The following is a 20,665-nucleotide window of genomic DNA, read 5'->3' as shown; positions in this document are numbered from 1 at the left end:
GTCACGTCAAAACGCGCCACGTCCTCGAGTTCTACCAGAGACACTGGCCCGAAACTGAGTCACTCCAAGATCCGAACCTTGAACAGCTCCTAGGGCGTGTTTCGAAAGTGCTGGTCATAGCCACTCATTGATGGCTGCGACCAGCACGGTCGCTTCGTAGCGAACGGCGAGCTTGTCATACCGCGTGGCGATCGCGCGGTGGCGCTTGAGGCGGTTGATCCCGCACTCCACCGCGTGGCGCTCCTTGTAGTCGTCCCTGTCGAACTTCGGTGGCCGCCCGCCGTGGGAACCGCGTTTCATGCGGTTCGTGACCTGGTCCCGCTTCTCGGGGATCGTGCAGCCGACGTGGCGTCTTCGCAGGTAGACGCGGTTCGCGCGGGACCCGTACGCCTTGTCGGCGCGGACCCTGTGCGGCCGTGTGCGCGGGCGTCCCGGGCCCAGGCGCGGCACCCGGATTCGGTCCAGGACGACCTGGAACTGCGGGGAGTCGCCATGCTGTCCGGCGGTGATGACGAGCGACATAGGCTTCTGCGCCTGCTCGACCGCCAGGTGGATCTTGGAGGTCAGTCCGCCGCGGGAGCGTCCGAGCCCGTGGTCATCGGGCTCGGTGAAGACGCCGCCGGGCGGCTCGACCTGCAGGTCCCCCTTTTACACGCACCGGCTGCATGCTGGTGTGCGCGAACGATCGTGGAGTCTACGGAGATGTCCCAGGTGATCAGGCGCTTCGCATCGGCCCGGGCCTGGAGCTGTTCGAGGACCCAGTGCCATGCGCCGTCACGCTGCCAGCGGCGAAACAGTCCGTACACCGTCCCCCATGGCCCGTAGCGCGCCGGCAGGTCCCTCCATGGCATGCCGGTGCGGGTGCGGAACCGTATGCCGTTGATTAGCTGCCGCTTGGCGTGCAGCGGAGGCCGGCCGGGCTTGACGCCCTGCGGCAGCAGCGGTTCCAGCACTGCCCACTGGGCGTCCGTCAGATCTCCCCGGGCCATGGAACGTGATCATCGCCTGGCTTTGATCCATTTCTGGGGGCGGGCCGCTTCCTTCAGCCGGTCCTCGGCGCCGGCTCCACGGGTGGCGGCTCGGATGAGTAGCGAGCCCTGTTGGCGTTGAAATGGGCCAGGTAGTAGGTGACACCGTCGAGGTGCAGCTCCATGGGCGGAGGATCGGTGACCAGGTGGGTCCAACTGTGCCGGCCGTCCAGCTGCGCCTCCATCTTCGGAGTGTTCCAAGAGCGCGCCCACCTCTCCGCCTCTTCCGGGGACCACAGGAAGCGGGCGCCGGACTCCTTCTCCCCACCGAGCTCCGCCGCTGTCAACGCCCTTACCAGCGCTGGGCTGTAGACGGCGCGGACTCGGAAGTTCACGAGGAACCGCCTCTTGATCACGATTCGCGCGTAACGACGGCTGTTGCCCCGGTGGCGTCCGGCGACGATGACGCTTTCGCCGCCATCACCCCAGCCCGGCGGTGCGACCCACACCTTCGCCCCCGGCGCGAAGTGCCGATGCCCCTTGCGAATCTCCAGCCCGCCTTCGCCCTGGCTGGTCTCCGGAGCAATGTTGGCCACGATGCACAGGCCCAGCGGCTCAGGTCCAGTTCCATCCGTCATGGATGCCATCATCGCCAGGTCCGCGCACGGTGTCGCGTTCTTTTTGCGGGCCAGGCTCGCGGCACGGAGCCATCGCGACACCGGGACCGTGCTGGTCACAGCCATCAACGAGCGGCTGTGACCAGCACTTTCAAAACACGCCTTAGTGCTGTGACCGCATGGGTTCGCCGGGTTGGCGCTGTCGGGCCATCGGCCGGTTGGATGTCGCGAGACGTTCAGCTCGGAAGGGGAGCGGTGGCAGAGCCGGTCAGGGTCCGCAGACTCACGGACCATGAAGGACAGCAGTTGTAGCGGATCGTGCGACGAGGCAGTACCAGCTCGGTGCGGCATCGGCGGGCGATGATGCTGCTGGCCTCGGCCGGTGGGAACCGGGTGCCGGTGATTGCCCGGCTCGTGCTGGCGGACGAGGACACGGTGCGGGATGTGATCCATCGGTTCAACGAGATCGGCCTGGCCGGCCTGGACCCTCGGTGGGCGGGAGGTCGTCCCCGCCTGCTCAGTCCTGACGACGAGGACTTCGTCGTTCAGACGGCCACCACCCGCCCGGCCAAGCTCGGGCAGCCTTTCACCCGCTGGTCCATCCGCAAACTGCTGGCCTACCTGCGTCGGGTTCACGGCCGGGTGATCCGGATCGGCCATGAGGCCCTGCGCTGCCTGCTCGCCCGGCGTGGTGTCACCTTCCAGCGCACCAAGACGTGGAAGGAGTTCACAGACCCCGAGTGCGACGTCAAGCTCGATCGGATCGAACACCCCGACCAACGCCTCCTGGGCCAACCCGATCGAGGCCCACTTCGGACCACTGCGGCAGTTCACCCTCGCCAACTCCAACCACCCGAACCACACGGTCCAGACCCGCGCGCTGCATGCCTACCTGCGCTGGCGCAACACCAACGCCCGCCAAGCGCAGCGAGCGCGCCCGCATCCGCAGCGAGAAGGGCATCCACGGGGGCGGCCGTCTTTCGGCACGGCCGCGTGATCAGTCACGTCTGCGAGGAACAGGACAAAACTCAATGGCGAGGCCGCCCGCCTCATGCTGGAGTGGGCGGATGGATCATGAAGAAGTGCTCGCCCTGTTCGACCGCCAGATGAGGCGCGACGCGCAGCCCGACGGTGCCGGAGCCCGCGTCGAGCGTGACGGCGACGTCGTGCGGCAGGTCGGCGAGGATCACGACTGGAACGGTGTCCTCTGGTCGGACCTCGACGATGCCACGGCGGATGCGGCGATCGCGGCGCAGGTGCGCTACTTCGGCACGCTGGGGCGCGAGTTCGAGTGGAAGGCATACGCCCACGACCGGCCCGGCGATCTCGGGAGGCGGCTGCGGTCGGCCGGGTTCACAGCCGAGCCCGAGGAAGCGGTGATGGTCGCCCGGATCCAGGATCTGCCGGCCGACATCGCGCTGCCCGAGGGCGTCCGCCTGCTCTCGGTGACCGATCCCGCGGGAGTGGATCTCGTGGTGGACGTCCACGAGCAGGCCTTCGGCACCAGCGGCGCCGGTCTGCGGCAGCGGCTGCTCGCCCAACTGACCCAGGACTCGGAAACGGTCAGCATGGTCGTTGCGATGGCCGGCGACCTGCCCGTCTGCTCGGCGCGGATGGAACTGAACCCGGGCACGGAGTTCGCGGGCCTTTGGGGCGGCGGCACTGTGACCGCCTGGCGAGGCCGGGGTATCTACCGGGCCTTGGTCGCCCATCGCGCCCGGATCGCCGCCGGCCTCGGCTACCGCTACCTTCAGGTCGACGCAACCGACCAGAGCCGCCCCATTCTGCAACGACTCGGGTTCGCCATCCTGAGTACCACGACTCCATACGTCTACCCGCCCCAGCGCAACGACCGCGAAGCGTAGCGCGGCAACGCCGCCATCGGGCACACCCGGTGAACCTTCTCGGTCGCAGCGCTAGGGATCGGCGTCAAGGATCACACCCGCAGGGGGAGTGAGGCGAGGGTGGCACCGGCGTGGTCGGTTTCTGCACGGTGCCGGCCGGTGTCGACAACAGGCTCGGCGAGTTGACCAGCGGGTTGCGTCGTCGGGCCGCTCGGCGATGAAGCAGGTGCCGGGTGACTTCAATGGCGACAGCCGGGCAGGGCCAGCGGTGAGGTCCGGGTGCGACGAGGGCCGGATCAGCCGGAACACCTTGCTGTCGAACGCGTTCGGTCTTTACAGCGGCTTCACCACTGACGGCTGGACGGCTTCCGTCATCCGACTCCCGTCATCCGGCTCCGGTGGTCCGGCTTGCGTGGTCGGGCGGGCCGGTGTCCGGTTGCGGTGATGTCGGTCCGCTGGCGTGGAGGGCTTCGTCGCCTGGCCGGTTGCGGAGCCGGGGAGAACGGACTCGGGGAGAACCCTGAGGGAGCCCGTGCTGTGTCAGGGTTCTTCCAGGGGTGGTGGCCATGGCGGTCTGCCGCCGGTCCGTGGTCCTATCGGGTCGAGGGGGACGAGCCAGGGAACTCCGTCGTATCAGGAGAGGCCAGGCCATCGGATGAATCGTCGTACCGTGCACCGGACCAGCCGTGCCACCGCCACACCCACCGCCACCGCCACACCCACCGCCACGCCCGCGCGGGCCCGCCGTCGGCTCGCCGCGGTGCTCGCGGCGACCGCCGTGCTCACGCTCGCCGCTGTCCCCGGACCCGCCGCCGCGGCCGGCGGCGGCGCCGTGCCACAGGACGGCGCGGATCCTCAGCTCCAGTCGCGTTACATCACCATGCCGGACGGTGTGCGTATCGCTGTCGATGTCTACATCCCCGCAGGTACCGCTCCCGGCGCCGCTCTGCCGACCGTTCTGTCCGTGCAGCGTTACTGGCGCGCCCGGGTGCAGGCCGGCGACAGCGGCGGCATCACTGAAGCCGCTCGCCGCTGGACCGCCCGCGGTTACGCCTACGTCACCGCCGACCTGCGCGGCACCGGTGCCTCTTTCGGGACCCTGACCTCCGAGCCCAGCGACGAGGCCGCCGCCGACGCGGGTCCGCTCAGTGACTGGATCGCCGCCCAGCCGTGGTCCAACGGCCGGGTCGGTACCACCGGCGAATCCTACGGTGGCGACACCGCCATGCTCGCCGCGTCCCTCGGCAACCATCACATCGCCGCCGCCGCGCCGATCTCCTACGACTTCGACGTCTACGAGGACCTGGCGCGCCCGGGCGGTGTGCTCATCGAGCCCCGGCTCGGCCCGTACGCGATGCTGCTGCGCATCCTCGACGGGACCGGCGGCACCACGTGCGAGAGCGACGAGCAGACCCGCGAGCTGTGCGACCTCGCCGGACTGCACGGTGTCACCCCGCGTCCGGTGGACGGCCCGGACGGTCCCGCGCTGCTGGCCGCCGCCCGGGCCGAGCACGTCGCCAACGTCAACCAGGTCGAGATGGCGCACGCCGGTACGCACCGTGACTACCGGGACGGGCTCAAGGCGTGGAAGACCGGCAGTATCGCCGAACGCACCGAGGCCATCGAGGCGGGCGGTGTGCCGGTGTTCACCAGGGCGGGCTGGCTCGACGCGGGTACCGCCAACGGCGTGCTCTCCCAGTTCAGTGCCCTGTCCAACACGCAGGACGACTGGATCGGCCCGTGGAACCACGGCGCGACGTGGTTCGCCGACCCGTTCCGACCGGCCCGTGCGCTCACCAGCGCCGAACGCCACGACAACGAACAACGCGTCGTCGCCTTCTTCGACCACTACGTGCGCGACGGGGCTCGCCCGGACGGCCGCCGCCGGGTGCACTACTACACCTTCAACGAGGGCGCCTGGCGCACCACCGACCGGTGGCCGGTGGCCGGTACCCGTACCCGCCGGTTCCACCTCGGCGAGGACCACACCCTCCAGCGCCGCCACCCGTCGCGCGCCGGCGCCGACCAACTGGTCCTCGACCCGAGCGCCGGCACCGGGCAGTCCGACCGCTGGAACACCAACCTCGGCGGCGATCCGGTCAGCTACCCCGACCGCGCGGCCGTGGACGCCAAACTGCTCAGCTACACCACCGCCCCGCTGACCGAGGACACCCGTGTCACCGGCAACGGCAAGGTCACCCTCGACGTCACCGGCCTGGCGGGCTCCGATCGGGGCGCGTTGCACGTCTACCTGGAGCACGTCGCCCCCGACGGCCGTGTCACCTACCTCACCGAAGGTCAACTCGCCCTCACCGAACGGGCCGTGGCCGACCGGGCCGACAACCCCGACTGGCGTCGGCTGCGTACGCCCCGGACCTACGCCGGCGCCGACTCCGCGCCCTTCCCGCAGGGCAGCGCCCAGCGGGTGGTGATCGACCTGCAGCCGGTCTCGGCGCTGTTCCGCGCGGGCGACCGGATCCGGCTGAGCGTCGCGGCCGCCAACCCCGACTCCTTCGAACTGCTCCCGGCCGACGGGCGGGCCGCCTACCTGATCGGCCACGGCGGCACGCGGGCCTCGACACTGGACCTGCCGGTGGTCGGCTGACCCCCCGCCGGACACCCGCCCCCGCCCGGCGCAGACCGCCGGGGGTCGTCGGCAGCCTCGACGACGCCCGGCGCGCTGGAGCGGGCCTGCCCCGACGCGGACGACCCCGGCCGCACGGTCGTCCGCGACAACAGCGGGTGCTGAGCGCCACGAGGTCGCGGTCGCGTGCGGCTTTCCACCGGCGCCGAGCCCGGGGGATTCGGTGGTCGCTCCTTCAGGCGGGCTGTGACGTCTTTCGGACGCTGCTCGGCCTGCTGCTTTCTGCCGGTGTCGGCGATGCCGGGAAAGCCCCCGCACGGCTGTGGGGAGGACAGTTGACGGGCGGGTGCCAAGACCCGCCGAGGGACAGTCGTTGTCAGTGCGGGAGCGCCCGGAGGGCGGAGCCGAGGTCGCTGCCGGAAGGGCGCGTCGCGATGAACTCCGGCTCGAAGAGGTGGCCCGGGTACCAGAGGCCGTCGGCTTCCACCACGGCGTGGTCGCCGAAAGCGATCGCCCGGGTGGCGGGCAGCCGGTGGCTGAAGTCCGCGGAGATGGCGGTCAACTGGTCGGTGGGGAGGAGGGTGGCGTTCGTGCGGCCGGTGAAGGCGTTGATGTCGGTGATGGTCCAGTCCTCGGGCAGGGGGCGGTCGGTGAGTTCGAGGACGGCGAAACCCAGACGCGGGCGGATCCAGTCGCCGTCGCGTTCGATGCCGAGCACTCCGCCGAGGAAGACCATCGAGCGGATCCCGTCCGGCCGCTGCCACCTGTACGGGACACGGGAGAGGTGGGACGGGAACCGGCCGTCGTGGATGACGTCGCCGACGGCCGGCTGTGGGCCGTCGGCGAAGTAGCCGTGGGCGAAGAAGGCGGTGATCCAGCCGGTGACCCGCGCGCCGCCGGAGGCGGACTGCCACTTGTAGATCGACCGCCAGAAGTCCTGGTCGACCGGCTCGCCGGCGGCCGTGGCGGCGATGGTGGCGAGCACCGGTCGCAGGTTCCGCAGCCACGGCCGCAGACCCGCGAACCGCCCCTCCAGCTCGCGGACCCGGACGGTCAGCCGATGCCAGTCCTGGGCGGTGCCCTCCAGCCGGATCCGGGGAATGCCGCAGAGCGTATGCCAGCGGAAGTCGTAGTAGGGGCTGACCACGTCCATCAGCGCGACCAGGGTCGCGGAGGCGTCCACGGGCGTGGTGGTGGAGAACGTCGGCTGGAGAAGGTCCGCGACATCGTCGCCGATCCGCTCCCGGAGAGGCCGCTGGATCAAGTGGAGGGACTGTTGCCAGTCGGGTTCGTGCAGCAGCGAGTCGTCACGGACGGTGATGAGCTGCTTCTCGCCCGGGGTGTCGGTGAAGAGTTCGGCATAGGTGTCACTGTTCAGCCGGACATGGGTGGCGACCTCGTGGACCACCGTGTACCACAGCAGGTCGGGGGAGAGGCTCAGCGGCAGGTGGGCGCAGAAGCACAGGTGCAGCGCGCGCAGCAGCAGGCTGGAGCCGGATGCGTCCCGCTTGTCCGGCGGGGACCCGAGCAGGGCGCCGGTGGACCGGTGATGCACGGTGAAGCCCTCGCGGACCACCGTACGCAGGAAGCCGTCGTTGCCGAGGTCGGTGAGCGTGGCGGCGAGTTCGGCTGCCTCCTCGGTGTCGTCCAGCGGCAGGTCGAAGTCGACGGCCATCTCTCATCCCCCAGAAAACGTGATCGAGCCCGTCGCCCGGACTGTGGAAGGCGGGTCCGATAGTAGTACGGGGAGTATCGGCCGGCGGCAGGATGTCCTCCTCGCCGTCGATGCCTGGCGCGCCCTGCCCGCGTCGCGCGCGGCGGATCAAAAACGCGTTGGCCGGTCCGTCGTGGAGCTGCGATGATCCCCGCGTCTCTGCGGCGGAGGGCATGTGTTCGTCTTTGTGTGTGCTGGGTGTGGCGCCAGACTGACCGAGCCGCTGTCCCAGATGGAGCTGCCGGCCCACGCCCATCAGAGGTACGGGAACGGGATTCAGCTCCCGGTTCTCATGGAGCCGGGCACGTTCGCCGTCGAACCGGAGCCCTGGGGGCACCCGTGGCGAAGGTGGGAGGAGATCGATCCGGACGAGGCGGCAGCGCGGGGCGTCTACGCTCCGGTCCACGCCTTGTCCGAGGGCCCGTCCGGCACCATCGTCATCGCACCGGGGGACACCTGCGGCACCGTGCTCGTTCCGGAGCGAGCCGGTGGCTACTGCTGTGGCCTCGACTGGGGTGACGGCCCCAACATGGCTTGCGAGGCGTGCGGCCTGCCCGTGGCGAACCGCATCGACGACTGCTCGCTCTGGCAGGCGGTCTGGCTCGCGCCGGACGCCGTGCACCGCCTGCCCGTCGACGACGGCGACATCGCGATCCTCTCCTGGGCGGAACTGTTGGTGGAGGGGAAGGCCTCACCCCCGAGCGTGCCGATCACGAGATGGGGCTCGACGCTCGGGCTGGACCACTGGTGGTCATGGAACCCGCAGTGGGAGGCGGCAGCCGGCCGGGCGCTGGCCCACCTGCTGGCCGCCTCGGACGGCCGGCCGGTGACCGTCCCGCACGGTCTGATCGCGGAAGTGTTCCAACGTGCCCTCGACGCCCTGCTGCCCGCGGTCCAGCCGGCGCGGCGCGCCGTCCTGGCCGGACCCGGACTGCCCGCCCCCGATGCGGATGCCGACATGGTCATCGTGCCGACCCACCCGCAGACGGGGGAACTCTGGAGTCCGGCCGGCCCGGTGGCATCGGCCTACTCGGTGCCGCTGCCGTTCGGGGTGTGGACGTGGATGGCCTTCCCCGAGCCACACCTCCTCCTCCCCGTGTCAGGAACCATGCCTGACGGCGTTCTCCGCGACGACCCGCCCGCGCCGCGTGCCCACCACCTGTTCCGAGCCGACCGGGGAATCTTCCAGCACACGCTGGTCCGGTTGCCGGCCGTCCGCAGGCCGTGGCTGCGTGAGGTCCTGGAGAACCTCACGCAACACATGCGCGCCGGCCTCTTCTAGCCGACCGGCGGGGAACACCGGTACGCCCTCTTCGGGACTGCCGTTGACCGGAATGGCGGCAGCCGGGAGTTGGTCACCCGGCGGGGTGACCAACTCCCGGCCTTCGCAAGGCCCCCGCATGTCACGGCCCGGCACTGACACCGGCACTGCCACCAGCTCTCCCACCGGCCGCCCAGGCCGCTCCACTCCGTGCTCGGCGAGCTGTGCGGGCCGCTCCTGGGGGCATCGCCTGCCTGGGCTTGGTGTCGGTGAGGGAGGTGGGTCTGCTCGGCGGCCGCAGGCCGTGGGTCGGGCTCGATGCCGGGCACGGTCGGCAGGTCCCGCTGGTCCGCCTCGAGTTCGGCCCGGCCGGCCCGCTGCGTCCGTGCTCGGCGGCCCGGTGGGTGGTCAGCGGCACAGGGCCGTGTCGAGTGCGTCGGTGAGGTGTGTGGCAGTGGGTTCGTCGGGGACGGTGGTGAGGGTGATGTTCGCGGCGCGGCCGTCCTGGGTGACGGCGCCGCGGGTGCGGTGACCGGGGGAGGTGCCGCCGTGGCCCCAGGCGAGGCCGCCGCAGGTCAGCGGCCTGCTCTGGATGCCGAGGCCGTAGCGGACGCCGGGGCCCAGGACCTCGGCGGGGACGGTGGTGAGCATCTGGGCGAGTTGGGTGGCGGGCAGTAGACGGCCTTTCAGGAGCGCGGTGTAGAAGGTGTTGAGGTCGGTGTTGGTGGACACGAGGGCGCCCGCGGCCCAGGCCATCGAGGTGTCCATCTCGGTGTAGTCGATCAGCGGCGCGTCGGGGGCGGTGCGCAGGTAGCCGTGGGGGTGGGCCTCGTGGATCGTCGTGTCGCCGGGGAGGGGGACGTAGGTGTGGCGCAGGCCGATCCGGTCGATGACGCGCCTGGTGACCTCCTCGCCGAAGGGGCGTCCGGTGACCTTCTGGATGATCAGGCCGGCCACCAGGTAGTTGGTGTTGTTGTAGTCCCAGCCGGTTCCGGCGGGGAACAGCGCTTTCTGGGCCAGTGCCTCGTCGAGGAGTTCACGCGGCTCGAAGTACCGGTACTGGATGGTGGTGAAGTCGGCCAGCGCGGGGGCGTTCATGTAGTCGGGCAGGCCGCTGGTGTGCTGGAGCAGCTGGCGGACCGTGATGGTGCGGCCGTCGATGCCCTCGCCGCGCAGGAGGCCCGGCAGGTAGGTGTCGACGGCCGCGTCGAGGCCGACCTTGCCCTCGGCGACCAGTTGCAGGACGACGACGGCGGTGAAGGCCTTGGTGTTGCTGCCGGCCCGGATCTGCCCGTCGACCGGGACCCTGGCCCCGGTGGCCAGGTCGCCGACACCGGCGGTGTAGGTGCGGCTGCGGCCGTCGCGGCCCTTGACGGTGGCGAGGGCCGCGGGCATCCCGTCCTGGTCCACCAGCGCGTCGAGGCGCTGCTGCACGACGTCCGGGCGCGGTACGGCCGTGGCCTGGTACGGGGCGAGGACGGTCAGGGCGAGGGCGGCGGCGGCCGTGGCCGTCGTGGCGTGCCGTGCGAGGCGCACGCGGTGTGCCCTGTGCTGTGGGGCGTGTTCGTTCATCGGGGGCTCCGGTACCGGGAGGCGAGGGGGAGGTGTGGGGCGGTGCGGCAGGGTGGCAGGTGCCGGGGTCAGCGGCACAGTGCCTCGTCGACCGCCTGCGCGATGTGGTCCATGGTGTCGCCGTCGGGGATCGTGGTGACGGCGATGTTCACGACGCGGCCGTCGTCGGTGGTGCCGCCGGCGGTGTAGTAGCCCGGGATCGTTCCGCCGTGTCCCCAGGCGACGCCGCCGCAGGACAGCGGGCGGCTCACCAGGCCCAGTCCGTAGCCCATGGAGGGGCCGGCCGCCTCGGCGGGGTCGGCCGCCCGGGCGGGGACGGTGGTGCGCATCTGGGCGAGCTGGGCGGCGGGCAGCAGCCGGCCTTCCAGCAGCGCGCCGTAGAACCGGGTGATGTCGGTGTTGGTCGAGACGACCGCGCCGGCCGCCCAGCCCCAGGACGGGTCCAGTTCGGTGTAGTCGCGCAGCGACCCGTCGGCGGCGCGCTGGTAGCCGTGGGGGTGGGCCTCGTGGATCGTCGTGTCGCCGGGGAGGGGGACGTAGGTGTGGCGCAGGCCGATCCGGTCGATGACGCGCCTGGTGACCTCCTCGCCGAAGGGGCGTCCGGTGACCTTCTGGATGATCAGGCCCGCCAGCAGGTAGTTGGTGTTGCTGTACTCCCACTGGGCGCCGGGCGCGAAGTGGGCCTTCTGCGCGAGCGCGGCGTCGAGGAGTTCACGCGGCTCGTAGTAGCGGCGGGGGGCGTTGAGTATGACCTCCTTGTCCAGGTAGTCGGGCAGGCCGCTGGTGTGCTGGAGCAGCTGGCGGACCGTGATGGCGCGGTCGTCGATGCCCTCGCCGCGCAGGAGGCCCGGCAGGTAGGTGTCCACGTTCGTGTCGAGGCCGACCTTGCCCTCGGCGACCAGCTGCAGGACGACGACGGCGGTGAAGGCCTTGGTGTTGCTGCCGGCCCGGATCTGCCCGTCGACCGGCACCTTGGCCATGGTGGTCGCGTTGCCGACACCGGCGGTGTAGGTGCGGGTGCGGCCGTCGCGGCCCTTGACGGTGGCGAGGGCGGCGGGCATTCCGTCCCGCTCGACCAGCGCGTCGAGGCGCTGCTGCACGGCGTCCGGCCGCGGGCCGGCGAAGGCCGCGGACGGTGCCAGGACGCCGGCCGCCACGGCGCCGGCCACGGCGGCGGCAGTCACGGCGGTCACGGCCGCCGCCCGGCGCCGGCCACCGCGCGGGCGGTTGGGAAGGTGGTGCTGCGGTGCGTGCTCGTTCACGGGAAAGCCCCTTCTGGGTAGGGCGCCGGAGCTCTTCTCGGCGCCCTCCAAGAGGACCATCCGACGGGCCGTCAATCCGTCCGCGCGAAGGACGAGACCGCACCCGGGAACGTGGTCCGGGCCGTGGCCGGGCACGGGAGCGTACTCCCGGGGCCGCCTCGGCGGAGCACCCCCGAGGCGGCCCCGGTGGCCCTGTGACGCGCGGCGTCGGAAGGGTGGAGGCGGGGGAGGGCCGGGGGCGGGGGGTGGTGGTCAGTGCGGGCGGGCGGTGGACTGGCGTTCGTGCAGGGTCGCGGGCACGATCCTCGGTGCTGCCGATCCCGGTTCGCCGGCGAGGCGTTGGAGCAGGAGTTCCATGGCGAGCCTGCCGGTGGCCTCGGGGGAGAGGTCGAGGGCGGTGATGGCGGGAGTGGCGAACCGGGTCTGCTCGCTGTCCGATCCCGCGGCGATGAGCAGGCGGTCGGGAATGTCCCAGCCGAGGGCGATCGCGGTGCGGGCGATGCTGGCGGCGTGGCGGCCGGTGCTGGCGAAGACGGCGTCCGGGGGGTTGGGGCGGGACAGCAGCAGTGTGCCGATCTCGGCGCCGGCCGTCTCGCCGCGTTTTTCGGGGACCCGTTCCAGGATCGGTTCCTGGCCGTGTTCGTGGGCCCATGACAGGTAGGCCTCGACCGTGTCGTGGTTCCAGGCGTTGTCGTCCGTGCCCGCGACGACGGCGATCCGGCGGGCGCCGCGTTCGAAGAGCAGGTCGAGTACGCGCCGGGTCTCGGCGCGGTTGTCCGTGTCGGTCCACCAGATGTGTTCGGGGCGGGCGGGGTCGCGGCCGGTGGAGACCACGGGCAGCCCCCGGTCGAGGAGTTCGGCCAGGACCGGGTCGCCGACGAACGGGTCGACGACGATACCGCCGTCCAGGTTCATGGCGGCGGGGACGGACCGGCGCGTGAGGTCGGGGACGAGCATGAGTCCGAAGCCGTGGTCGAGCGCCGCGGTCGCGGCGGCTCCGGCCAGCCGCACGAAGTAGTCCACGCCCTGCAGTGTGTAGCCGATGGCGTCCAGCGGGCGGATGGCCAGCGCGATCACCCCCGTGCGGCCGCCACGCAGACTCTGGGCGATGGGGTTGGCCTGGTAGCGCAGTTCGGCGGCGGTGCGCAGGATGCGCTCGCGCGTCGCCGCCGCCACCGAGCCCTTTCCGTTGAGCACATGCGAGACGGTGGTCGCCGACACACCGGCCGCCCGCGCCACGTCGCGGATCGTCACTCTCCCCGACGGAGCCATCACGCGTTGTCCAGCCTTTCCGGATGTTGGCAAAAAGATACCACCAAAACGATTGACCAAAACGTTTTGGTAGGTGAGTCTACCGGTCTGAGTTGTCCACTCCCGCTGGATGCGGACCCCCACGTGCGCCCATCGTGGCGCCGCCGCATGCCCGGGGACAGGCCAGGAAGGACCGGAAGTGCGCAAGAGAGCGTTTGTCGCCGTCGCGATCGCGGGCGTGATCTCGCTGGCCGGGTGCGGAAACCCGGCGCAGTCATCGAGCGCCGACCAGGGCGCGGGCGCGGGAACGCGCGTCGACACCCCCGCCGCCAGGGCCGAGGTGGACCGGGTGACCTGGAACGTTCCCTACGGCGAGCCCACCTCGCTGGACCCCCTCAAGTCCTACAACTACCCGGAGAACGAGGTCCTCTCGAACCTCTGCGAAAGCCTGATGCGGATCAACCCCGACTTCTCGGTCACCCCGGGACTGGCTGAGTCGGCGGAGCACCCCACACCCACCACCTGGGTGTACAACCTGCGCAAGGGCGTGCGGTTCTGGGACGGCCAGGAGATGACGGCCGACGACGTCGTCTTCAGTCTCAAGCGCCACCTGGACCCCGCCGAGGGCTCCTTCTGGGCCGCGGACATGCTCACCGGCAACATCGCGGGCGTCGAGAAGACCGGCGACCTCCAGGTCACCGTCACCCTCAAGACACCGGACGTGGTCATCAACGACTACATGGCGACCCCACTGGGCGCCGTCACCCAGGCCGCGTTCACCCAGCAGGCCGGCACCGGGTTCGGCACCCCGGACAAGGGCGTCATGTGCACGGGCCCCTTCCAGCTCAAGTCGTGGGAGAAGGGCTCCCAGATCAGGCTGACGCGCAACGACGCGTACTGGGACCAGACGCTCAAGGCGAAGGCCAAGGAGTTCGACTTCCGCTTCATCACGGACCCGGCCACCCTCACCAACGCGCTGAAGACCGGCGAGATCGACGGCACCTACGACGTGCCGACCGACGCCGTCGACCAGCTGTCCAACGCCACCAACGGCACCCTCTACCTGGGCAGGTCCATGCAGATGGTGGCCGTCATCGGCACCGGCGAAGGCCCCTTCGCCGACCCGCGGCTGCGCACCGCCCTGCTGATGGCCACCGACCGCGAGGCCATCGGCAGGACCGTCTTCGCCGGCACCGCCACGCCCCTGCGCTCCGTGGTGCCCCCGGGCAGCTACTCCTACGGGTCCGCCGCGTACGAGAGCGCCTACGACAAGCTGCCGCCCACCACGGTGGACATCGAGGGCGCCAAGAAGCTGGTCGAGGAGGCCGGAAGGCCCAGCGGGCCGATCACCATCGCCTATCCCAGCGAGCGGCGCGTCTACGAGGACCTCCTTGCCGAGGTGCAGAGCGCCGGCAAGAAGATCGGACTCGACGTCCAGCCCAAGGGCGTCCCGAGCGCACGGTACGGCGCCTTCTTCTCCGACGCCGAGGCCCGCAAGGGCTACTCGGGCTTCATGACCACGAACTACTTCGACGTCGCCGAGCCGCTGGCCTTCCTGCGCAACCGCATCGACCCCGGATCCCCCGAGAACTACGACAAGTTCTCCGACCCCGAGATCACCGCGCTGGCGGGCCAGGCCTCCGCGGAGAGCGACGACACCAAGCGGGCCGAGCTCACCGCCCGGATCGAGACGAAGTACATGGCCAAGACGCCGTGGCTGCCCATGGTCGCCCCCTCGACCCGGCTGTTCATGAACAGCCGGATCACCGGAGCACCTGCGTCCTTCGTCTACCTGTACCACCCGTGGGCCGCCTCCGTGGGTTCGGCCAAGTGATCCCGTAGCACCCGGCGCGCGCCCCCCTCACCCCTCACCCCTCACCCTCATCCTCACCCCCCACCCGCTGCCCCTCCACCACGCTCCGCCCGGGGGCGCGGCCCACGCCCGGCCGCGCCCCCGCGACCCCCACACAGGAACAGCCCATGCTCGGATTCCTCGTCCGACGCCTGCTCGGGCTGGCCGCGACCCTGATCGTCGCCAGCTTCCTCGTCTTCGGTGCGCTCTACCTCGCACCGGGCAGGCCGGAGACCTTCCTCACCCAGGGGCGTTCGATCAGCCCCGAGACCCTCGCCTCGATCCGCGCCCAGTACCACCTCGACGACCCGCTCCCGGTGCGCTACTGGGACTGGATCACCGGAGTGCTCCACGGCGACCTCGGCCAGTCCCTGGTGTTCCGCCAGGACGTGGCCGGCCTGCTCGCCCCGCGGGTCGGCTCGACCCTGCTGCTCACGCTGTACGCCGCCGTGCTCATCGTCGTGTTCGGCGTGCTGGTCGGCGTGGTCTCCGGGCTGCGCGGCGGCCGGCTCGACACGGTGGCGCTGATCGTCACCAGCACGGGCTTCGCCGTCCCCACCTTCTTCGCCGCCCTGCTGCTCATGGACCTGTTCGCGGTGCAACTCGGCTGGTTCCCCGTGTTCGGATCGGGCGAGGGCCTGACCGACCGGCTCTGGCACCTCACCCTGCCCGCGATCGCGCTCGCCATCCCCTCGGGCGCGGTGGTCGCCCGCATCACCCGCACCGCGATCACCGAGGAGAAGGACTCCGAACACGTCACCACCGCGGTCGGCCGCGGACTGCCGCGCTCCCTGGTGGTGCGTCGGCACGTGCTGCGCAACGCACTCCTGCCGGTGACCACGATCGTCGGCGTCAACATCGCCGCCCTGATCGCCGGTGCCACCGTGGTCGAGAAGGCCTTCGCCCTCGACGGCCTCGGCTCCGCGCTGGTCGACGCGGTCAACCAGAAGGACTTCGCCGTCGTCCAGGCCATCGCGCTCGCGCTGGTGGCCGCCTTCGGCCTGGTCAACCTGGCCGTCGACGTGCTCTACGCATGGCTGGACCCGCGGTTCAAGCTCGGAGGGAAGCGCTCATGAGCGACGACGTCAACACCCTTGGCGGCACCACCGCGACCTCCGCGGCCGAGGAAGCCCCGACCGCGCGCGCCACCGGCCGCCGCAACCCGCTCCGGCGCCTCGTCGCGCGCGTCGGAATCGCCGGCACCATCGCCGCCGCCGTCATCGCCCTGCTGGCCGCCATCGCGATCCTCGCCCCCTGGATCGCCCCCTACGACCCGTTGCAGGTCGACCTCGCCGCCACCTATCAGCCCCCCAGCGCGCAGCACCTGCTCGGCACCGACAACTCCGGCCGGGACCTGCTCTCCCGGCTGATCTGGGGCGCCCGGACCAGCCTCCTGGGCCCGTTCATCGTCGTCACCGTCACCGCAGTGCTCGGCACCGTCCTGGCCCTGACCGCCGCCTGGTTCGGCGGCCGCGTCGACGACCTCGTCTCCCGCCTGCTCGACCTGCTGTTCGCCTTCCCCAGCCTGCTGCTCGCCATCATCGTGATCGCGCTGTACGACCGCGGACTGCTCCAGGCGTCCCTGGCGCTCGCGGTGGGCTTCACCCCCTACACCGCACGCGTGCTGCGCAGCGTCTCCCTGCGCGAACGCATGCAGCCCTACATCGCCTCCGGAGAGATCCAGGGCTTCTCGGGCTTCGGCATCTGTGTGCGGCAGATCCTGCCCAACATCACCCCCCAGATCCTCACCGGAGCCACCATCAACTTCGGATCCGCCATGATCGAACTCGCCGCGATCTCCTTCCTCGGACTCGGTGTCCAACCGCCCACGGCCGACTGGGGCCTGATGGTCTCCAGCGGCCAGGCCTCCCTGGTCAAGGGCTTCCCCCAGCAGTCCCTCTACGCGGGCCTGATGATCGTCATCACTGTCGCGGCGTTCAGCGTCCTGGGCGAACGCCTCGGCGGACGCAAGGCAGGAGGACGCGCGTGAACCCGCTGCTGCGTCTGGACGCCCTCCACGTGACGCTCGACGTCGACGGTGAGCGCCGCCCCGTCCTGCACGACGTCTCGCTCGACGTCGCCGCGGGCGAGGCCGTCGGCCTGGTCGGCGAATCCGGCTCCGGCAAGTCGATGACGGTGCGCTCCATCCTGCGCGTGCTCCCGCGCGGCGCCGAGACCTCGGGGCGCATCGACTTCGACGGCACCGACGTCCTGTCCATGCCCGCCAAGGACCTGCGCAGGCTGCGCTCCCACGATCTCGCGGTGATCCACCAGGACCCGCGCGCCGCCATCAACCCCGTGTCGAGCGTGGGCGACTTCCTCGTGGAGGCACTGGTCGCCAACCACCGGGAGAATCCCCGCCGGGCCCGCACCCGCGTCCAGGGCATCCTGTCCGACGTCGGCATCCCCGACGCCGCGCGCCGGATGCGCCAGTACCCGCACGAACTGTCCGGCGGGCTGCTGCAACGCGTCGTCATCGCGGCCGCGATCGCCATCCGGCCCCGGATGATCCTCGCCGACGAACCCACCACCGCCCTGGACGTGACCACCCAGTCCGAGGTGATGGGCATCCTCGACGAGATGCGCCGCGAACACGGCCTCGCCATGCTGTTCATCACCCACGACCTGGAACTGGCCGGCGCCGTGTGCGACCGCATCGCGGTCATGTATGCGGGCTCGATCGTGGAGGAGAGCGAGCCGCAGGCACTCGAAGACCACCCCAGACACCCCTACAGCCGGCTCCTGCTGGACTCCCGGCCGCGCATCGACCAGGCCGCCGACCGCTTGGAAGTCATCCCCGGACGGCCGATCTCGGCCTTCGAGGTCGGCCCCGGCTGCGCCCTGGCACCACGCTGCCCCCACGCCGAGCCGCGGTGCACGACCACCGTCCCGGCCCTGCGGCCGACCGGCGGGGGACGGGTGAGGTGCCTGCGCAGCGAAGAGATCGAGCCCGTTCTGCGACGTTCCGGCACGGAGGTGCGCGATGCCTGACCACACCCCCGTCGTCGAGGCGGCCGACCTGCGCAAGGTCTTCCGGGTCCGGCGCCCCGAAGGCCGCGGCCACACCGACTTCACCGCCGTGGACGGCGTCGGCTTCCGGGTCCGGGCCGGAGGAGCGCTCGCCATCGTGGGGGAGTCGGGCTCCGGCAAGTCCACGGTCGCCCGGATGCTGGTCGGCCTGGAGACCCCGACCTCCGGCAGCATCACCGTCCTCGGCCGCCCCCGCACACCGGGACGCGCCGGCACGGCCGAACGACGCCGGCGCGGACGCGAGATCCAGATGGTCTTCCAGGACCCCTACGGATCCCTCAACCGGCGCAGGACGGTGCGCGACGCCCTGGGCGAGGTGATCGACCTGCATTTCAAGCCCGCCCGCGGCGAACGCGAGGAGCGGATCACCCGCCTGCTGGAGGACGTCGGCCTCGACGAGCGGCAATCGCGCGCGCTGCCCTCCGCGCTGTCGGGCGGGCAGCGCCAGCGGGTCGCCATCGCCCGCGCCCTGGCGGCGGAACCCCAGGTCCTGGTCCTGGACGAAGCGGTCGCCGCCCTCGACGTCTCGATCCAGGCCCAGATCCTCAACCTGCTGGCCGACATCCGCGAACGCACCGGCCTCACCTACCTGTTCATCAGCCACGATCTGTCCGTCGTACGGCAGATCAGCGAGGACGCGATCGTCATGCGCAAGGGCCGGATCGTGGAATCCGGCCCCACCGCCCGCATCCTCGACGACCCGCAGCACCCCTACACCCGGATGCTGCGCCGATCCGTGCCCGGTCCCGGCTGGAAGCCGCGGCGAATGAGCCAGGACGAGCGCCGGGCGCTCGCCATGGAGGAGACATCGTGACCACCCCTACGGTCTTCCGATCGGCCAAGGCGGCCCCCGGCGACCGCGGGCAGCGCCTGGGCAAGGCCTTTCCGCAGCGCATCGGGCAGGTCAGCGCCTTCTACGACCGGCTGTTCGCCGCCTCGGGCGCCGCGCCCGAGGACGTCACCGACTGGAGCCTGCGGGCCTTCGAGCACATCGGCGCCTGGGCCCCGGACCTGGCCGAGGAGATCGACGGCATGGCGAGCGGCGCGGGCCTTCCCCTGTGGCGGATCGCCGCGCTCAACGCCCGGACGGAGATCCTCGGCCGTTTCGGCCGCGCGCAGCACCCGGAGTGCTCCACGCTCGTGTACGCGCCGCACGACGGCCGCCCGCCGGTCACCGCGCAGACCTGGGACTGGCATGACGGCATGCGCGACGGCTGGTTCGTCTGGACCATCGAGCACCCGGACGGCCGGGTCGTGCACACGGTGACGGAGTTCGGCATCGTCGGCAAGATCGGTGTCAATACGGCGGGCCTGGGCCTGCACTTCAACATCCTCGGCCACACCTCCGACAAGTCGCCCGCGCCGGCCGGCTCGTGGATACCGGTACACGTCCTGGCGCGACGCGTGCTCGACACCTGCACAAGCACCTCCGAAGCCGTCGAACTGGCCACCGCCACACCGGTGGCGGCCTCCAGCTCACTGACGTTCGCCGGCCACGCGCAAGGGCGGAGCACCGCCGCGGCGATCGAACTCAGCCCGGCCGGCTCGGCACTGCTGCGCCCGCGCGAGGACGGCTTCCTGCTGCGGACCAACCACTTCGTGGAGCGGGCGCTGGCCGGCGGCGAGGCCATGGGAGTCGAGGACCCGGGCACGTACCGGCGGATGGAGGTCCTGCGGCAGCGCACGGCGACCCTCACCGGAGCGGCCCGGGAGGACCTCGTCGAGGCCCTCACCTGCCACGCGGACGAGGGCGCGGAACTCTGCTGCCACGCCCAGCCGGACGCGGCGCTCGGCAAACGCTGGGAGACGCTCGCCACCGTGTCCCTCGACATCGCCGGGGGAGGACTCGTCGCCCACGCGGGCGGACCCTGTACCTTCCACCTCGCGTCCCGGGCCGAGGTGGCCTGACGCGACACCGGGGGCGGGCCCCGCCAGGCCCCGGCCCCCCACCGGCCGGACCGCGGCCCCCTTCGGCCCGCCGAAGGGGGCTCTTCCCGTCCGATGGCGACGTAGCGAACGCGGAGTCGGTCTCGGCTCACCTGACGATCACACAACCGCACGAGATGGGCGTGGACGCCGGGGTGTTCGCCGACTTCGCCGACCCTGTCGAAGAGTTCCTCGTTCACGGCCGCGCCGCCACCGCGGCGACCCGCTCGCGCTTTTCCACCGCGGACCTCGCTCCAGGGCTGCCCGCTCAAGGCAAGCGCACCCCGTGGAGCCGGCCCGCACCCGGCTCCACCGTCGGGAAGACGCAGGCGCTTGGCCCGATCGGGGGTGACGGCCTCCGGGCCGTTGCCGGAATATTCGGTGCCTGGCTTGGCATCAGGAGTGTGTCGGGCCTTGGGCGGCATCCACGCCGCCGGGTTGGCCCACCGGGACCTGAAGCCTTCGAACGTCATGGTGACCATCGACGGGCCGAAGGCGATCGACCTCGGTATCGCGCGCTCTGGACTCCGTCGACGGCGGTCTGACGAGTACGGGTGTGGCGATCGGCTCGCCTCCCTTCATGTCACCGGAGCAGATCCGCGGTGAGAGCCTGACTGTGGCGAGCGACGTCTTCTCTCTCGGGTGCGGTGCTCGCCTTCCCCTCCTCTGCGCCGTGGGCGGCCCCCGCGGCCGGCCCCCGCGGGGGCCAGGGGGCGCCGGGGGGGGCCCGGGGGGGCGGCGGCGCGGGTTGCGCCCCGCAGAGGCACCCCGGGCGGGGTGGCCC

General features: G+C 71.3%; 16 protein-coding genes and 1 pseudogene. 11 read left to right on the top strand and 6 right to left on the bottom strand.

Annotated elements, in window-relative coordinates; translation table 11 throughout:
• Positions 1–114 precede the first annotated feature (114 nt).
• Together ACFVVU_RS35990 and ACFVVU_RS35985 are read right to left on the bottom strand one after the other, a co-directional pair.
• Positions 115–989, bottom strand: a protein-coding gene (locus ACFVVU_RS35990) for an IS5 family transposase (RefSeq protein ID WP_387794059.1) whose coding sequence is annotated in 2 segments (ribosomal slippage) — positions 115–597 and positions 600–989 — 873 coding nt in all. Because the reading frame shifts where the segments join, the coding sequence is not laid out codon by codon here.
• Positions 990–1,042: 53 nt separating this feature from the next.
• Positions 1,043–1,711 carry a hypothetical protein gene (locus ACFVVU_RS35985; protein WP_387794058.1) on the bottom strand — a complete coding sequence of 223 codons (669 nt, stop codon included), beginning with the start codon at positions 1,709–1,711 and terminating at the stop codon, positions 1,043–1,045.
• 189 nt (positions 1,712–1,900) lie between these two features.
• Here ACFVVU_RS35985 and ACFVVU_RS35980 point away from each other — a divergent pair.
• The 3 genes and pseudogenes from ACFVVU_RS35980 to ACFVVU_RS35970 form a co-directional block, all read left to right on the top strand.
• A pseudogene (locus ACFVVU_RS35980) lies at positions 1,901–2,562 on the top strand (helix-turn-helix domain-containing protein); the annotation flags it as partial.
• A gap of 90 nt (positions 2,563–2,652) precedes the next feature.
• Complete coding sequence (locus ACFVVU_RS35975; protein ID WP_387794061.1) at positions 2,653–3,450, top strand: GNAT family N-acetyltransferase; 798 nt, start codon at positions 2,653–2,655, stop codon at positions 3,448–3,450.
• Positions 3,451–4,099: 649 nt separating this feature from the next.
• Positions 4,100–6,034 carry a CocE/NonD family hydrolase gene (locus tag ACFVVU_RS35970; protein ID WP_387794057.1) on the top strand — a complete coding sequence of 645 codons (1,935 nt, stop codon included), beginning with the start codon at positions 4,100–4,102 and terminating at the stop codon, positions 6,032–6,034.
• A gap of 355 nt (positions 6,035–6,389) precedes the next feature.
• Here ACFVVU_RS35970 and ACFVVU_RS35965 read toward each other — a convergent pair whose 3' ends face one another.
• Positions 6,390–7,688 carry a DUF4419 domain-containing protein gene (locus tag ACFVVU_RS35965; RefSeq protein ID WP_387794056.1) on the bottom strand — a complete coding sequence of 433 codons (1,299 nt, stop codon included), beginning with the start codon at positions 7,686–7,688 and terminating at the stop codon, positions 6,390–6,392.
• Between the two features lie 214 nt (positions 7,689–7,902).
• Between ACFVVU_RS35965 and ACFVVU_RS35960 the strand changes: the two genes are divergently transcribed.
• Positions 7,903–9,009 (top strand): hypothetical protein, encoded by a 1,107-nt coding sequence (locus ACFVVU_RS35960; protein ID WP_387794055.1) that lies wholly within the window; start codon positions 7,903–7,905, stop codon positions 9,007–9,009.
• 387 nt (positions 9,010–9,396) lie between these two features.
• On the opposite strand, the gene ACFVVU_RS35955 is transcribed toward ACFVVU_RS35960, so the two are convergent.
• The 3 genes from ACFVVU_RS35955 to ACFVVU_RS35945 form a co-directional block, all read right to left on the bottom strand.
• On the bottom strand, positions 9,397–10,560 hold the full coding sequence (locus ACFVVU_RS35955) for a serine hydrolase domain-containing protein (protein WP_387794054.1): 1,164 nt from the start codon (positions 10,558–10,560) through the stop codon (positions 9,397–9,399).
• A 68-nt stretch (positions 10,561–10,628) separates the two neighbouring features.
• Complete coding sequence (locus ACFVVU_RS35950) at positions 10,629–11,822, bottom strand: serine hydrolase domain-containing protein (RefSeq protein WP_387794053.1); 1,194 nt, start codon at positions 11,820–11,822, stop codon at positions 10,629–10,631.
• Positions 11,823–12,074: 252 nt separating this feature from the next.
• Positions 12,075–13,076 (bottom strand): LacI family DNA-binding transcriptional regulator, encoded by a 1,002-nt coding sequence (locus ACFVVU_RS35945; protein WP_387794052.1) that lies wholly within the window; start codon positions 13,074–13,076, stop codon positions 12,075–12,077.
• Between the two features lie 196 nt (positions 13,077–13,272).
• On the opposite strand from ACFVVU_RS35945, the gene ACFVVU_RS35940 reads away from it, so the two are divergent.
• The 7 genes from ACFVVU_RS35940 to ACFVVU_RS35910 all read left to right on the top strand — a co-directional run bounded on the left by ACFVVU_RS35940 (position 13,273) and on the right by ACFVVU_RS35910 (position 20,487).
• Entirely contained in the window at positions 13,273–14,907 is a 1,635-nt protein-coding gene (locus ACFVVU_RS35940) for an ABC transporter substrate-binding protein (protein ID WP_380686314.1), read from the top strand.
• Positions 14,908–15,053: 146 nt separating this feature from the next.
• Entirely contained in the window at positions 15,054–16,001 is a 948-nt protein-coding gene (locus ACFVVU_RS35935) for an ABC transporter permease (protein WP_387794051.1), read from the top strand.
• A complete protein-coding gene (locus tag ACFVVU_RS35930; RefSeq protein ID WP_387794050.1) occupies positions 15,998–16,915 on the top strand; it encodes an ABC transporter permease in 918 nt (305 codons plus the stop codon). The genes ACFVVU_RS35935 and ACFVVU_RS35930 overlap by 4 nt, the downstream gene beginning before the upstream one ends.
• On the top strand, positions 16,912–17,916 hold the full coding sequence (locus ACFVVU_RS35925; protein WP_387794049.1) for an ABC transporter ATP-binding protein: 1,005 nt from the start codon (positions 16,912–16,914) through the stop codon (positions 17,914–17,916). The genes ACFVVU_RS35930 and ACFVVU_RS35925 overlap by 4 nt, the downstream gene beginning before the upstream one ends.
• Positions 17,909–18,769, top strand: a complete 861-nt coding sequence (locus ACFVVU_RS35920) for an ATP-binding cassette domain-containing protein (protein WP_355363628.1) — start codon at positions 17,909–17,911, stop codon at positions 18,767–18,769. Before ACFVVU_RS35925 ends, ACFVVU_RS35920 begins: the two co-directional genes overlap by 8 nt.
• The gene (locus tag ACFVVU_RS35915) at positions 18,766–19,863 is read left to right on the top strand and encodes a C45 family autoproteolytic acyltransferase/hydolase (RefSeq protein ID WP_387794048.1); all 1,098 of its coding nucleotides are present in this window, start codon (positions 18,766–18,768) and stop codon (positions 19,861–19,863) included. The genes ACFVVU_RS35920 and ACFVVU_RS35915 overlap by 4 nt, the downstream gene beginning before the upstream one ends.
• Positions 19,864–20,229: 366 nt before the next feature.
• Positions 20,230–20,487 (top strand): hypothetical protein, encoded by a 258-nt coding sequence (locus tag ACFVVU_RS35910; protein WP_387794047.1) that lies wholly within the window; start codon positions 20,230–20,232, stop codon positions 20,485–20,487.
• Positions 20,488–20,665 lie beyond the last annotated feature (178 nt).

Origin of the sequence: Kitasatospora sp. NPDC057965 (assembly GCF_042887135.1) — a bacterium.
Lineage (GTDB): Bacteria > Actinomycetota > Actinomycetes > Streptomycetales > Streptomycetaceae > Kitasatospora.
The sequence above is the reverse complement of the archived record's forward strand: the minus strand, read 5'-3'. Positions and strand labels throughout refer to the sequence as shown.

Bases quoted from the DNA above. Each gene is read 5' to 3' on its own strand.
- ACFVVU_RS35920 (WP_355363628.1), top strand. From the start codon at position 17,909: ATGCCTGACCACACCCCCGTCGTCGAGGCGGCCGACCTGCGCAAGGTC.
- ACFVVU_RS35975 (WP_387794061.1), top strand. From the start codon at position 2,653: ATGGATCATGAAGAAGTGCTCGCCCTGTTCGACCGCCAGATGAGGCGC.
- ACFVVU_RS35930 (WP_387794050.1), top strand. From the start codon at position 15,998: ATGAGCGACGACGTCAACACCCTTGGCGGCACCACCGCGACCTCCGCG.
- ACFVVU_RS35985 (WP_387794058.1), bottom strand. From the start codon at position 1,711: ATGGCTGTGACCAGCACGGTCCCGGTGTCGCGATGGCTCCGTGCCGCG.
- ACFVVU_RS35965 (WP_387794056.1), bottom strand. From the start codon at position 7,688: ATGGCCGTCGACTTCGACCTGCCGCTGGACGACACCGAGGAGGCAGCC.
- ACFVVU_RS35935 (WP_387794051.1), top strand. From the start codon at position 15,054: ATGCTCGGATTCCTCGTCCGACGCCTGCTCGGGCTGGCCGCGACCCTG.
- ACFVVU_RS35955 (WP_387794054.1), bottom strand. From the start codon at position 10,560: ATGAACGAACACGCCCCACAGCACAGGGCACACCGCGTGCGCCTCGCA.